The 13,472-nt window shown below is 57.0% G+C and carries 12 protein-coding genes and 2 pseudogenes; 10 read left to right on the forward strand and 4 right to left on the reverse strand.

Going from position 1 to position 13,472, the window contains the following annotated elements:
- The first annotated feature begins 7 nt into the window (after positions 1 to 7).
- From GH769_RS06885 to GH769_RS29000, 7 genes and pseudogenes are all read left to right on the forward strand, one after another.
- A complete protein-coding gene (locus tag GH769_RS06885; RefSeq protein ID WP_153649549.1) occupies positions 8 to 1,081 on the forward strand; it encodes an LLM class flavin-dependent oxidoreductase in 1,074 nt (357 codons plus the stop codon).
- A complete protein-coding gene (locus tag GH769_RS06890) occupies positions 1,078 to 2,352 on the forward strand; it encodes an MFS transporter (protein ID WP_153649550.1) in 1,275 nt (424 codons plus the stop codon). Before GH769_RS06885 ends, GH769_RS06890 begins: the two co-directional genes overlap by 4 nt.
- The gene (locus GH769_RS06895) at positions 2,349 to 3,542 is read left to right on the forward strand and encodes an MFS transporter (RefSeq protein WP_153649551.1); all 1,194 of its coding nucleotides are present in this window, start codon (positions 2,349 to 2,351) and stop codon (positions 3,540 to 3,542) included. The genes GH769_RS06890 and GH769_RS06895 overlap by 4 nt, the downstream gene beginning before the upstream one ends.
- A gap of 78 nt (positions 3,543 to 3,620) precedes the next feature.
- A complete protein-coding gene (locus GH769_RS06900) occupies positions 3,621 to 4,130 on the forward strand; it encodes a sigma-70 family RNA polymerase sigma factor (RefSeq protein WP_153649552.1) in 510 nt (169 codons plus the stop codon).
- Positions 4,127 to 5,098, forward strand: coding sequence for a FecR family protein (locus GH769_RS06905; protein ID WP_153649553.1), 972 nt, complete (start codon positions 4,127 to 4,129; stop codon positions 5,096 to 5,098). Before GH769_RS06900 ends, GH769_RS06905 begins: the two co-directional genes overlap by 4 nt.
- A 674-nt stretch (positions 5,099 to 5,772) precedes the next feature.
- Positions 5,773 to 6,033: pseudogene (locus GH769_RS28995) on the forward strand (hypothetical protein); the annotation flags it as partial.
- 206 nt (positions 6,034 to 6,239) lie between these two features.
- Entirely contained in the window at positions 6,240 to 6,371 is a 132-nt protein-coding gene (locus GH769_RS29000; RefSeq protein ID WP_256670305.1) for a hypothetical protein, read from the forward strand.
- Positions 6,372 to 6,720: 349 nt separating this feature from the next.
- Here GH769_RS29000 and GH769_RS06920 read toward each other — a convergent pair whose 3' ends face one another.
- Positions 6,721 to 8,754, reverse strand: coding sequence for a prolyl oligopeptidase family protein (locus GH769_RS06920; protein ID WP_256670306.1), 2,034 nt, complete (start codon positions 8,752 to 8,754; stop codon positions 6,721 to 6,723).
- 339 nt (positions 8,755 to 9,093) lie between these two features.
- On the opposite strand from GH769_RS06920, the pseudogene GH769_RS06925 reads away from it, so the two are divergent.
- Positions 9,094 to 9,819: pseudogene (locus GH769_RS06925) on the forward strand (transposase).
- A gap of 98 nt (positions 9,820 to 9,917) precedes the next feature.
- On the opposite strand, the gene GH769_RS06930 reads toward GH769_RS06925, so the two are convergent.
- On the reverse strand, positions 9,918 to 10,751 hold the full coding sequence (locus tag GH769_RS06930; protein WP_153649555.1) for an alpha/beta fold hydrolase: 834 nt from the start codon (positions 10,749 to 10,751) through the stop codon (positions 9,918 to 9,920).
- 103 nt (positions 10,752 to 10,854) lie between these two features.
- Between GH769_RS06930 and GH769_RS29005 the strand changes: the two genes are divergently transcribed.
- Both GH769_RS29005 and GH769_RS06935 read left to right on the forward strand, forming a co-directional pair.
- Positions 10,855 to 11,151, forward strand: coding sequence for a LysR family transcriptional regulator (locus tag GH769_RS29005; protein ID WP_256670307.1), 297 nt, complete (start codon positions 10,855 to 10,857; stop codon positions 11,149 to 11,151).
- The gene (locus GH769_RS06935) at positions 11,121 to 11,780 is read left to right on the forward strand and encodes a substrate-binding domain-containing protein (protein ID WP_256670308.1); all 660 of its coding nucleotides are present in this window, start codon (positions 11,121 to 11,123) and stop codon (positions 11,778 to 11,780) included. Before GH769_RS29005 ends, GH769_RS06935 begins: the two co-directional genes overlap by 31 nt.
- 1 nt (position 11,781) lies before the next feature.
- Here the strand turns inward: GH769_RS06935 and GH769_RS06940 are convergent, their stop codons facing one another.
- The gene (locus GH769_RS06940; protein ID WP_372242395.1) at positions 11,782 to 12,177 is read right to left on the reverse strand and encodes a conjugal transfer nickase/helicase domain-containing protein; all 396 of its coding nucleotides are present in this window, start codon (positions 12,175 to 12,177) and stop codon (positions 11,782 to 11,784) included.
- A gap of 212 nt (positions 12,178 to 12,389) precedes the next feature.
- Positions 12,390 to 13,409, reverse strand: coding sequence for a GlxA family transcriptional regulator (locus GH769_RS06945; protein WP_153649557.1), 1,020 nt, complete (start codon positions 13,407 to 13,409; stop codon positions 12,390 to 12,392).
- Positions 13,410 to 13,472 lie beyond the last annotated feature (63 nt).

Raw genomic sequence — 13,472 nt, forward strand, 5'->3', positions numbered from 1 at the left:
GAACACGATGTCCATTGAATTGCGCGGCGGCGTGCGCGCCTGTGCCGTCGCCGGTGACACGGTGTTTGAGCGCCAGGCCGGGCGTTTCCTGCCCGACCTGCGCAACCGCCCGGTATGCCCATTCGATATTCAGCAGAAAGCCCGGCTGGAGGAAGCCGATGGCCTGGACAGTGCCTTGGTGGCCGTGGCCAGCGCGTGGCCGGACCCTTGGCTGGTGGCCGGTTACGCCTTGTCGTCCACCGACACCCTGCGGGTGACCGTGGCCCACCGTCCGGGTGTCACTCAACCCACCGTGGCAGCACGCTCCCTGGCGACCCTGGACCGTTTGTCCCAGGGACGTGCGGCGGTGCATGTAGTGATCGGTTCCAGCGACGCCGATGTGCGCCGCGACGGTGATTTTGCCGACAAGGAGCAACGCTATCGGCGAGCCTTCGAATACCTGGAGATCTTCACCCGCACCCTGGCCAGTTCCGAGCCCTTCGATTATGCGGGCGAGTTCTATCGGCTCGAGAACGCCGGCAGCGGCTTTTCGGCGGTGCAGCAGTCGCGTCCGCCGTTGTCCATCGGTGGCTCGTCGGACAGTGCCCAGCAACTGGCGGTGCGCTTTGCCGACATCTACGCAGGCAGCTTCAGCAGCCCTGAGACCACTTATCAACTGAAAGTGAAACTGCAGGCGTTGGCCGATGGGCGCCCCTTGAAGTTCTGGAAGCATTTCCAGGTGATTCTCGGCGAGACCGAACAGGCGGCGCGGGACACCGCGCGAAAGTGGCGGGAGGCAGCCCTGGGCTTGTTATTGGCGCGCCCCGCTGCGGAACTGAGCGCCTCACCTCAGTTGGCGCGGGACAACGAACGCGAGCTACTCGGGCAGTTGAGCCCGGCAAGGCGTCAGCAATGGGCGGTCGAAGTGGTCGAGCGCGCGTTCGCCGGCCTGCGGGTCGGGACGATCGACAAGGTCGCCTTGGACATCCTGGCGTTTCACCAGGCTGGCATCGATATTGTCCAATTGGAGGCCACGACCGAGAGTGCGCTCGATATTCAGTTGCGGCGCGAGTTGATCGAGCGCCTGAGGGCGGCCTCATGAGTGATACGTCCATCAGCCGGGCCGAACCGCTGGTCGAGCCACGCGCTTCTGAGTTCACACCGGTGACGCTGGGGGTGCTGCTGGCCTGTGTCATCGGCGTCATCGTTGGCCCCACCGGGTTGGTGATCAGCAGCTTCTCGTTGTTTATCGACCCCATCAGCGCCGAATTGCACTGGGACCGCAGCCAAGTGGTATTGCTGGTGACCTGGCTGGGCTTGGCGGTGGCGCTGAGTAGCCCGTTCAAAGGCTGGGCTGTGGACCGTTGGGGCGCGCGGGCGCTGGTATTGCCGCTTACGGCACTGCTGGCGGTGTGCATGGCTTGCACTGCCTGGGTACGGGCCGATTGGCAGTTGTATCTGTTGTTTTTGCTGATGGGTTTGCTGGCGCCGGGCAACATTCCCTATGCGCGAATTCTCGGCGGTTGGTTCAATCATCGACGGGGCGCCGCCTATGGGTTGCTGGGCCTGGGTTTCGGTGTCGGTGGTCCGCTGGCGTTGTATGCCGGCAACCTGTGTATCGAGGCGTTTGTGTGGCGTACCACTTATTTGATCTACGGCCTGTTTGAGGGGCTGGTGGCCTTGCCCCTGTTGTGGTGGCTGTTTCGCGAGCAGCTTGTGGTGGTGTCTGCATCCAGCCGTCGACGCCCGACCGAGGGCAGCACACCGCGCCAGGCCTGGGCGGGGATAACGTTCTGGTTGATCCTGGCAAATTTGCTGCTTGGGGTGTTTGCGGTCACGGGGGTGATCATCCATGGCGTGCCCTTGCTGGTGGAAAAGGGTCTGGCACGCTCAGATGCCGTAGACGTGCTGTCGGCGTTGTGGCTGGGCATGATCGTGTCGCAACCGCTGCTGGGGCTTGCACTAGACCGCTACAACAGCCCCCGGGTGGCGCTGCCTTTTGCATTGCTGGCGGTGTTGGGCATGCTGGTGTTGATTCAGGCCGGTCAGCAGGGCTGGCTGTGGGCCTCGGTGTTCCTGATCGGCCTTGGTGCTGGCGGTGAAACCGGCACTACTCAGTATTTTCTGACGCGGTATTTTGGCTTGCGCCACTTCAGCGTGATCTATGGTTCGGTGCAGCCGTTTACATTTGCCATCGCGATCAGCCTGGGCACCTATGTGTTGGGCGTGATGTATGACCGCTCGGGCGGCTACGGCTTATCGAGTCAGGTGCTGCTGGCGGCCTTCTCGGTGGCTACCGTGTTGCTGTTGGGCCCGGGCCGTTATTGTTACACCGCCACCGGTTTGTCAGACGAGGGAGCAACACCGTCATGAGTAAGGCATTGGAAGCCGCAAGCGAGCGCGACCGCCTGGCGCCCGGTGTATGGTTACTGGCAGGCCTGGCGTTTGTGGTCGGCACCGTTGAATTGGTAGTGGCGGGGATTCTCGATCAGCTCGCCCAGACATTCGGCGTCACCCAGGGGCAAGCCGGCTTGTTGATGAGCCTCTATGCGCTGGTCTATGCGTTGGCCGGTCCGGTATTGATCTACCTCAGCGCCAGGGTGTTCAGACGACGTCTGTTGCTGGTGGTGCTGCTGGTGTTTGTGCTAGCCAACCTGGCCGGGGCAGCGGCGGAGACGTTCATGCTGTTGCTGCTCAGCCGGCTCCTGGTGGCGGCCAGTGCCTCGGTCACCGTGGTGGTCGCCATCACCGTCGCTGTGGCGCTGGTGCCGGCCAATCGCAGCGGGCAGGCCATCGGCCTGGTGTTCGCAGGCATCGTGGCGTCGTTGGTGCTGGGAGTGCCCCTGGGCACGCTGATTGGCGAGTACTGGGGTTGGCGCAGCCTGTTCCTGCTGCTGGCGGGCGTTGCGTTGCTCAGTGTGCCGCTGGTGTCACAGTGGTTGCCGGATATTCCCGGCGCACCCGGCATAACTCCGTCCCGGCAATGGGCGGCGCTGGTGCGGGCCAAGGTGTTTCTCGCCCATGGGGCGGCGCTGTTGCAAATGACCGGGCAATTCACGCTTTACACCTACATCGTTCCATTTCTGGTGCGCAGCATGGGCCTGTCGAAAACCGTGATCAGCCTGGTGCTGCTGGTCTACGGTATCGGTGGCATCGTGGGCGCGGTGCTGGGCGGACGCGCGGCGGACCGTTGGCCCGGGCCACGCACGTTCGTGGTGTTTCTGCTGTTGCATGCCTTGGCGATGAGCCTGTTGCCCCTGGCGACGTTTTCCCTGCTGGCGCTGCTGCTGGCGGTGGCGACCTGGTGCATTTTCAACATGGCGCCGGGCCCCGCGATCCAGAAGTACCTGGTGCAACTCAACCCCGAAACCGCAGCGGTGCAGATCAGCCTCAACACCAGTGCAATCCAGTTGGGCGTGGCCCTGGGGGCGTTCCTCGGTGCCGGTGTGGTGGATCATTTTTTTGTTCAACTGCTGCCGTGGCTGGGAGCGGCCCTGGTACTCGGCGGTGCCGGGTGCGGCTGGTGGTCGGCACGGCTGCCCAACACGCAGGACAACGACTGACCGTCGAGAACCTTCAAACCGGCAAGCTCACTACCGTCTTTTCCGTTGGCGTGGGGTGTCTCAAGTGACTGAATGCATATGGATAGCCCGTCATCTTTCAAGAACACGTTGATTGCCCAATTGTTCCAGCAGAACTACGGCTGGTTGTGCCGGCGCCTGTGGCGCCATACTGGTTGCAGTCATAGCGCCGAGGACCTGGCGGCGGAGGCCTTTCTGCAGGTCTGGTTGCTGCCGGATCCAGCGGCGATTCGTTCGCCCAGGGCGCTGCTGGCGACCATTGCCCAGCGTCTGATGTACGAGACCTGGCGGCGTAAGGATCTGGAGCGCGCCTACCTGCAGGTGCTGGCCAAGGCGCCAGATCAGGTCCACCCTTCGCCCCATGAACAGTGGATGCTCATCGAAAGCCTGCAAGCCATCGATCGCCTGCTCGACGGCCTCTCGGGGCAAGCCAAGACCGTGTTCGTGCTTAGTCAACTGGAGGGCCTGACCTACCTGCAGATCAGTGAACGTGTGGGGTTGTCTCAGGCACGCATTCATCAGTTGATGAAAGAGGCGTTGCGCTGCTGCTACCGGGGGTTGGCCGAATGAGCACGGACGAGCGCGACGACCCTGTGCTGGAAGAGGCGATTGAATGGATGGCGCAGATTCAGTCCGGCGCGTTTGACAGCCAGCAGCAACGCGCCCTGGAGCGGTGGCGCGGGCAATCGCCACGCCATGCCCAAGTATTCGATCAGTTGCTCAAAGGGCTGGCGGCCGTTCAAGCCTCTCCCTGGCGCGGGCGTACCAGCACGCCCTTATTGCGTGCCCTGGAGCAACCTTCCAGTCGACGGCGATTTATCGGCAGCAGCCTCGGCGTGCTAGGGGTTGCCCTGGGCGTTGGGTTGTTCGGACGCTGGTTGCAATCAGGCATGGGCCTGCCTAGCGAGTGGGCGACCGGTACCGGCGAGCGGCGGTACTGGCAGCTTGACGACGGCAGCCGCCTGGAACTCAACGCCCGCAGCCGCGTATCGCCGCGTTTTTTCGACCAGCAGCGGGCGTTGGTCTTGCGCAAGGGCACGCTGCTGTTAGACATCGCCGAGAATACTGTTTCGTCCTTCGAGATCGCGACGGCGGTCGGAGTCGTGCACAGCCAGGCGGGGCGGCTTCAGGTGGGAGAAGAGGGGGCGGGTATCCGTTTGTTGACCTTGCAAGGCGAGGCGCTCTTGCGTTTACCCAATGGCGAGAGCGTGGCGGTGCCCGGCGCCCATTCCCTGCTGTTCGATGCCCATGGCGTGCTGTCACGGGCATCGCTGCAACCGGGCGAAGGCTCCTGGGCCAGCGGGTGGCTTGAAGTGAACGACAAGCCTTTGAGTTGGGTCACTGATGCGTTCAGGCCTTATCTGCCGGGCGTGGTGCTGCTGGACGACAGCGCTGCGCAGATCCGCGTCAACGGCCTTTTCCCGCTCGACGATATGCCGATCTCCCTTGAGATGCTGGAGCGCAGCCTGCCGGTGGCGGTCATCCGGTATAGCGATTATTGGGTCAGCATTGCCGCTATCAATACCTCGTTGTCCTGAACCCGGTTTTTCAGGTTTGTATGTTGATCAGGGGAAACTTGGTAAGTCTACGGAAGAGCTGTCTAATCTGCCGCACCATGCGTTGCTAGATGCGCGAATGCTTGCAGAGCTTTGCAAGATCTTAGTCTCCCGGCTTGTTTTGTCACCATAGAGGCGCATCACGACGCAGGCCGATCAGGTTTGGACGGTGTGCTGCTGGTGATTCGAGTTTCACCAACGGTGGGGTAGGCAAAACTGGATTATTCCGAATTATGGATCAGCTATAATTATTGCTCAGCCATAATTTTTCACTTCAAAAATTCCCTGTAATCGTAGCAACACGTGGTCATCTAAATAGGCGGAAATTCCTGCTGTTGCTGCGACGTCGAAAGCAGATAATGTTTGATCGTGAATGATCCTCGAATCCCCATCACCACGTCTGTGAACTGCGTTGAGAGAAAGGCTGCGTCAGCACTTACCGAATCGATGGAGGCTCATCCTTCCGTATCCAGAACTCTCGAGCTTTTGGCGGCTGACATGAACGCGTATCCGGCGCGAATACTGCCGGTGGAGATGCGTCTGGTCGCTCGCATCACCTGTCGTTTACTCCTGCCGGTTTTGAACTTCTTGGGCATGCACGCAAGGTGCTTCAATCACATTCGGTGCTGATACTAGCGATGCACAAGGAAAAGGCGGGACTTGTTGAGATCCATCTTGAAGCCACGCTGAATACTGAAAATTTTTATCAGCGCTGTGGCTTCACCGGAAGCGCCCAAGCTGTTTACAACTCCTCCTCCGGGCTGCAATTGGCATGCGTGCCTATGCGCAAGCAGTTGGTAGATCTGACCGACTCAATCTTGAGTGTCGTGCGCTTCGCTAACTGCATCTGCGAAAAATCGACCCTTGGCGATTGGCAGCCCAGTCGCCTTCGGTCGACAGATGACGCATTTATGTAGCTAGCCACCCATGCCCGCTCCGCAGGCGTTAGGAAGGTGACTTCGCTGGACGCTTACTGAAATCCAGCACCATCCAGTGTTCTTAAGTCCTGAATTGATTCCAGAATGAGAGTCTTGAATTCGGACGCTCACTGAATCAGTTTGTTGCTGGACCAGCTTGGATAGCGAGATGAGCATCTGGCCCTGACTCTGATCAGGGGCTCGCTATGGCACTCTCGGATACCACCGTTCGGCAAGCCAGAATCACCGGCAACGATTACTCCCTCGGCGACACGGATGGGCTTGCGCTCAACGAGATGGCCCGTGGGGTAGAGATCTGGTGTTTCAGTTGCTACTGAGCACCGTGAACGGCAGCGGCGCTCTGTGCGTAATGCCGCGGAGCACACTCTCGCAGATCTTGAGAATCTTGGAAAAAGACATCCTGTCAACGCTCGGTCGGCGGTCCATCTACGACATCAATTGAATCGCCGCTCACTTGAGTGACTCTGGCGCGGACTACTTCTGGGCGTGTGGAATTCACACGCCACATGAAGTGCTGGAGAGGGGCGATAAGAGGCTTGTATTGCGCCGAGTGACACCACCTAGTGACTTTGATGGAAGCTTACAAAGTTTTTGGTTCGCAAATTGCGTTGTCGAAAAACGCAACAACCGGACAATTCATTTATCGCTGCCTTGACTGTCAAATGCTTATTTCTTGCTCAAATGCTCCCACAAGAAGCTATAGATTAAAGCGTTCACGTGCGCCGACTGAGCATTGCTGGCTGCGCCACCGTGGCCACCTTCAGTGTTCTCGTAGTAAATGGCGTCCTTGCTGGTGTCGATCATCTTGGCTGCCATCTTGCGAGCATGACCCGGATGTACGCGGTCATCGCGGGTCGACGTCAGGAAGAACACCGGCGGGTAGGTCTTGGCTGAATCGAATAGGTGGTATGGGGAAAACTTCTGAATATAGGCCCACTCTTCCGGCTTATCTGGATTGCCATACTCAGCCATCCAAGAAGCACCTGCCAGCAGTTGGTTGAAACGCTTCATATCGAGCAGCGGTACCTGTACCACCACAGCACCGAATAGTTCGGGGTACTGAGTCAGCATGTTACCCGTTAGCAAACCGCCATTACTTTCACCCTGCACACCCAAGTATTTCGGTGATGTAATCTTGCGATTAATTAGGTCCTGTGCCACAGCAGCGAAATCTTCATAGGCACGAGTACGATTTTCTCTCAGGGCCGCTTGATGCCAGCGTGGGCCATACTCCCCCCCACCGCGGATGTTAGCGACCACATAAACCCCACCTTTTGACAACCAAGCGCTCCCGAGGCTCCCAGAATAATAAGGGGTTAACGAGATCTCAAAGCCACCGTAGCCGTACAGTAGAGTAGGAGCGGAGCCATCCAGCTGCAGATTTTTCGGACGCACCAGAAAGTACGGCACACGGGTGCCGTCTTTAGACACGGTAAAATGCTGCTCAACGATCTCATTGCTGGAATCAAAAAACGTCGGCAGGGTTTTCAGCGTCTCTGGCGACTTTCCGATCTCGGCTAGAAACAATGTGGTAGGTGTCACGTAGTCGGCAGAAGTCAGCCAGACCGAGTCACTGTCGTCGCTGTCCACGGCGCTGACGTCTATGGTGCCGTAACTCGGTGCACCAACGAATACGCTGCGTTGCCATCCTTTTTCTCCAGGCGTCAGCACACTAAGGCGGTTCTTGATGTCATTGAGTTCGTTCAGGATAAGGTGATTCTTGGTCCAGATTGCCCCGACCAGTGAGCTAGTATTCGTGGGTGCGAACAGCAAATCAAAGTTGCGCTTGCCTACCATGAAATCGTCGAACTTAATCGATAATAGCGAACCAGACGCGTATTCCTCGCCCGTCGTCCAGTCATCGCGCAGTTCCAATAGCAGCCAATCCTTATGCACCCACTTGCTAGCCGAGTTCGGAACATCGATTTTCGTCAGCGTACCGTCCTTAGCGCGCAAGTACTGCTCATCTTGAAAGAGCGCTATGGTGCGGAAGACAAAATCGCGCTCGTAGCCCGGGGTATTATCGTGCATGGCCGAGATTGACAGGTCGTCCGGCAAGCCTTCGTAGACGACGCTGGCTGCGCTGAGTGGGACGCCGCGCGCCCACTGTTTGACCACGCGGGGATAGCCGGAGCTGGTCATGGTGCCGTCACCAAAATCGGTGAAGACATAGACGGTATCCAGATCGATCCAACCTAGACCTCCCTTGGCCTCAGGCAACACGAAGCCGTTCTCTATCCAGCTCTTAGTGGTTAAGTCGAATTCACGAGTGACGGTGGCGTCGGCGCCACCGCGTGACAGTGCGATCAGGCAGCGTTGGTAGTTTGGGCGCAAACAGTCGGCGCCTTGCCATAACCAGTTCTCGCCCTCAGCCTTGTTCAGTGCATCGATGTCGAGCACCGCCTCCCACTTAGGCTCGGGATTACGGTACTCATTCAGGGTTGCCCGACGCCATAGCCCCCTTGGATGGCTCGCGTCCGTCCAAAAGTTGTAATAGTACGGTCCGATTTTGTCTACGCCAGGAATATTGGTATCAGAATCCAATACCGCCAGAACGTCAGCTTCCATCCGTTTGAAGGCGTCGGACTGTGCGAGCCGAGCTTCGGTCTTAGCGTTTTGTTTATGTACCCATTCAAGTGACTTGGTTCCCTCGACTTCCTCAAGCCAAATGTAGGGGTCGCCAGCGAACGCAGGATTCACGGGCAACCTCCAATGTGGTCGATAAGGCTGGATTGAACGAGCTTTGGCATCATGACCTTCAAGGGTTAAAGCAGGGGGCTACGGATGCTATCATTTTCCCATCATGTCAACACTCCGTCGCGCACTGGACTGGCCCCTGCCAAATCGGTCCAAACCTTACGTCTGATGACGCGCTCATGCCATGTATAGAGGATTGCCGGGTGGTATCAATTCAAAAAAATGCTTCGGGTCCTCAATCAGGTATCCCTTCAAGGTGGATCTCTTCCTAGGGAAACTCTGAAGAAGACTTCCAAGTCTGGTGAAATACTCGCCTGACGCGAACCCGACGGTTGAGTCCCGATGAAACAGATGTCCTTCGCTGATGACCGAATACGCTGGTCAACGTAAGTAGACCCGCCGAGAGCGCTTCCTGATCGAGATGGATCCGGTCGTGCCCTGGAAGAGTTTGATTGCCTTGATCGAACCGTTTTATCCAAGGGGCGGCGGCGGTCGTCTGGCGTATCCGTTGATGGCCATGTTGCGCGTTTATCTGATGCAGAACTGGTTCGGCTACAGCGATCCGGCGATGGAATAATCACTATATGAAACGACGATTCTGCACCAGTTCGCGGGCTTGAATCTGGATTGGATTCCCGATGAAACCACGATCCTCAACTTCCGCCGCTTGTTGGAAAACATGAGCTGGCAGATGGGATCTTGCAAGTCATGAATGGCTATCTGGGCAAGGGTGGCCTGCTGTTTCGTCACGGCACGGTGGTCGATGCGACGAACAGGCGTGGACAAACGTCCCGATCATCAGGATCGCAAGATGATCTGGTCGATTGCCGCCCGACCAAGCAGCTATACAAAGCACGCAAAAAAAGTCTGATCGGGCGCATGCGACGCAAGATCGAATACGCGAAAGCGCAGGTGCGGGCCAAGGTTGAGCATCCGTTTCGCGTGATCACGCGTCAGTTTGGTTATACGAAAGTGCGCTTTCGTGGTTTGTCTAAAAATATTGCGGAGCAGACAACATTATTTGCTTTATCGAACGTGTGCATGGGTATGGGCGAGGTGCGTCTGTAATGTGGGCCAATTGTCCTAAAATAGTGCAATTAGAGGAAAGAACCGTGGATTAAGCACAAGAAAGGCCTGGTTTTCGCCGACTTATGATTTTTTGAGCCTCAAGTAGTGAGGGCATCAAAAAACGGTGGGTACTTCAGACCTTCCCAGAGGAACTCGAGCACCGCTTCGATGAACTCCGAAGGGTACTCAACGTTGCTCAAGTGAACTGCAGGCAGCACGACCAGCTTTGCTCCGGGTATCGAGGCGGCGATGGCCTCGCTGTGGCTGAGGGCCGTAACTGTGTCGTAACGCCCGGCGACCACCGGAGTGGGCCGCGAAATCAGGGCTACGCTGCGGCGAAGGTCGCTATCGCGCACTGCTGCGAACAAGCCGGCCAAGCCTTGCCGGTCGATGACCAGCAGCATGGCGCGAAACCTCTGGATGATCGAGCCATCGGCCTCGACCATGGCGGCCGGAGACCAGTTGGCCAGGAACTCTTCAGCGTTGTTTGTCATGTCTGGAGCCTGAAGCGTCGCGGTGATCCGCTGATCGATATAGCTTGCCGGCCCGAGATGGGACGAGGTGTTAGCGAGGATCAGCCGGTCGATACGTTCAGGCTCCCGCACGCCCAGCCACTGACCGACAAAACCGCCCAGCGACAAGCCGAGAAAATGCACGTGTTCGATGCCGAGCCCGTCGAGCAACTCGATCACATCACGACCCAGTCGATCCAGGGAGTAAGCGCCCGCCGGCGTGCTGGAGCCGCCATGGCCGCGAAAGTCGTAGCGCAACACCCGAAAATGCGTCGACAGTGCCTCGATCTGCCCATCCCACATGTGCAGCGTGGTGGCGATGGAATTCGACAACAACAGCACCGGTTTTCCGGCGTCGCCGTCCAACCGATAGGCGATGCGTGTGCCGTCGCCCAGGGTCATGACATTCAGTTCGCTCATGTCGAGACACTCCACGTGGTCCGATGAATGGAGCTAATCGTAGGTGCGCTGGGTGTTGGGTGATATTTACAAAGACAGGACACTCTTTATAGGAAGCTCCGACATGGCCGAATTCACCTTGCATGACCTGCAGTGCTTCGATGCCGTCATCCGCGCAGGTGGTTTACAGGCAGCAGCGAGCCTGCTGCATCGGTCTCACCCGTCGGTGTCTGCCGCCGTTGCAAAGCTGGAGCGTCAACTCAACCTGGTCCTGCTGGACCGCAGTGGTTACCGCGTACAGCTACCAAGGCCGGCCTGTCGTTCCACCGCCGGGCTCAATCGCTGCTTCGCGAGCTGCAAGGCCTGCGCACCCATGCGGAGCAACTCTCAATGGGCGAGGAAACCGAGATCCATGTGGTGATCGGCGACCTGTGTCCCCGGCCACAAGTACTGGGTTTACTCGGACGGTTCTTCGCCCAACACCCAGCCATTCGCCTGTATCAGCATTTCGAAGCGGTGGGTGGGCCTTGGGAACGCCTGTTCGATGGTGACGCTGACCTGATCCTGCATTGGATCGACAAAAGCGATCCCCGGATCGAATGGCTCGATGTGTGCCAGGTGCCGTTCATTCCGGTGGTCGCGCCGGGCTTTCTACCCGAGGCGCTCAACCACCCGATTCCCCCGGACCAGATGCATGGGCTCACCCAGTGCATCATTCGCGATACGGCCCGTCATTTTGCGCAGCGCGACTTCTTCATGATCGAGGGCGCGCCGCAATACCGGGTGGCCGATCAGGGCATGAAAAAGGAAATCATCCTGCAGGGCCTTGGGTGGGGGCACATGCCGCTGTTCCTGGTTGAGCAGGAGCTGCGCGATGGGCACTTGCAGTCGATTGCCAGCCGACATTTGCCCGGGTTGCAGCAGGATTTGGTCGTGGCTCGCTGCCGTGACCAGCCGCAGGGGCCGGTCGCCAATCGCCTATGGGCGTACATTGAGAAAGAGGCGCCAGCCTTGCGCAGTGCCCTGAATCGTCCAATTTTCGCGTTATAGACTAATCAAAAAATGGTGGGTACTTCAGACCTTCCCTAGGGCCTTGTACTTGGCATGCCCAGATGTTTAGTCCGTTGCCTCGCGTCCTGTGGAGCTTCAGTTTTTCAAACTGCTTCTGGACCCAGCGCCACTCTTCAATCTCTTGATCTACACCTTTGGCGAAGCCTGGAAACTCCCGAATGTAGCGCTGGAAGAGATCTGGCGTTACCAGAAACATAGTACCGCTCACCGCGTGGATTTTAGCCTTGGTGTCGTTGATGATCAGCTCGTGGCTTTGGATGCCTTTTCTGACCCGATTCAGGAAAGCCTGACTAGGGTTATTCGAAGGATGAATTGATATTTCGAGAACATTTTCCGGCGGCGGATCACGCATCTCGGCTTCTCCCATTTCGACCATATCCAACAACGTGTCGAGATAGTCAGCGCCTCCTATCGCCGTAGGATCTGGCAGCGAAGAGCTTTGACCGGAAATGCGTTCATGAGTCGATCTGGGTGTTCCCACACTGAATCGAATATCTGAGATTCTTGAGCAACCAAGTTGCTGTGCAGCACTCGTTATATCTGTTGAAGTAAGCGTGGGTAGGGTGTGCATGTTGATTAAAAGGATATTTAAACACGGCATGAAGTGTCTGTGAGAGGCTGTGCTGGAAGACTACGAAACTGATTTCGATAGGTGCCTGGACTAGTTCCAATCTTTTTTTTGAATAATCTGCTAAACGAGCTAGTGTCGGCATATCCAACAAGAGCAGCTATTGATTCAATACTCAGATCTCCTTCTTTGAGTAAGTCTTGCGCAGAGCCAATGCGCAGACCTTGCAAGTAGCTCAGTGGTGACTGTTTCAAAGCCTGATGGAACCGCCGAATTAAAGTTCGTTCACTGACTCTCAAATCGGAAGACAGTGTTGATATTTTAATATCAGTTTTGAATTTTTTTTGTAGAAGATGTTGAGCTTTATGTACCAGAGAGTCAGCATGGGTTCGATCTGCCAAGAAAGGTATGTAGGGGGTTTGCTTAGTCTGGCTTGTATCGATAAGCAGCGTTTTTGCACACTGCGACGCTATGGTCGGTCCAACAAGACTTTCAATAATTTGGATCGCTTGGATTAGGTAGGAGGCTGAGGCCCCCGCGCAGATTAACTTGTCGTGCTCAGTAATTACTGAGTCGAGCTGGAGATTGACATTTGGATAACGGGCTCTGAATTGGTCTGCCAGCCACCACGTCGTGGTTCCGGACTTTCCGTTTAGCAGTCCCGTCTCCGCAAGAATGAATGTGCCTGTGCAGCTAGAGACCAAATAGGCACCAGAATTCCATTGGTGCGTCAGCCATGCACAAAAATTTTTTTGTTCGTTGAGGAGTTTTTTGAAAGATTTGCCGCCTGCATAAAATGCACTAGGAATAAAGACGACATCAAATTCTTCCGAAAGATTAATTTTCTGTGTTTTAACTTGAAGACCATTGCAGGCAGTGATTGCGTCGCCCGTCAATGATACAAGCGTCCAAGTGAAGCGTTGTTCCTGCGAGGTTTGGTGCATGCTCAGGTGTGCATTTGCAACGTGCAGTAAGTCCGCATATCCACTCAATATGGATAGGTAGCAACCGTCGTAGGCCAGAATAGCAGCGTGGAGCATCAGGATATGGTTCCTTGTGCTGTACTAATATTAGATCTAATTTGTGGTTTTGTGGGGGGCGTT

The organism is Pseudomonas sp. CFSAN084952 (genome assembly GCF_009648855.1).
Taxonomy (GTDB): domain Bacteria; phylum Pseudomonadota; class Gammaproteobacteria; order Pseudomonadales; family Pseudomonadaceae; genus Aquipseudomonas; species Aquipseudomonas paracarnis.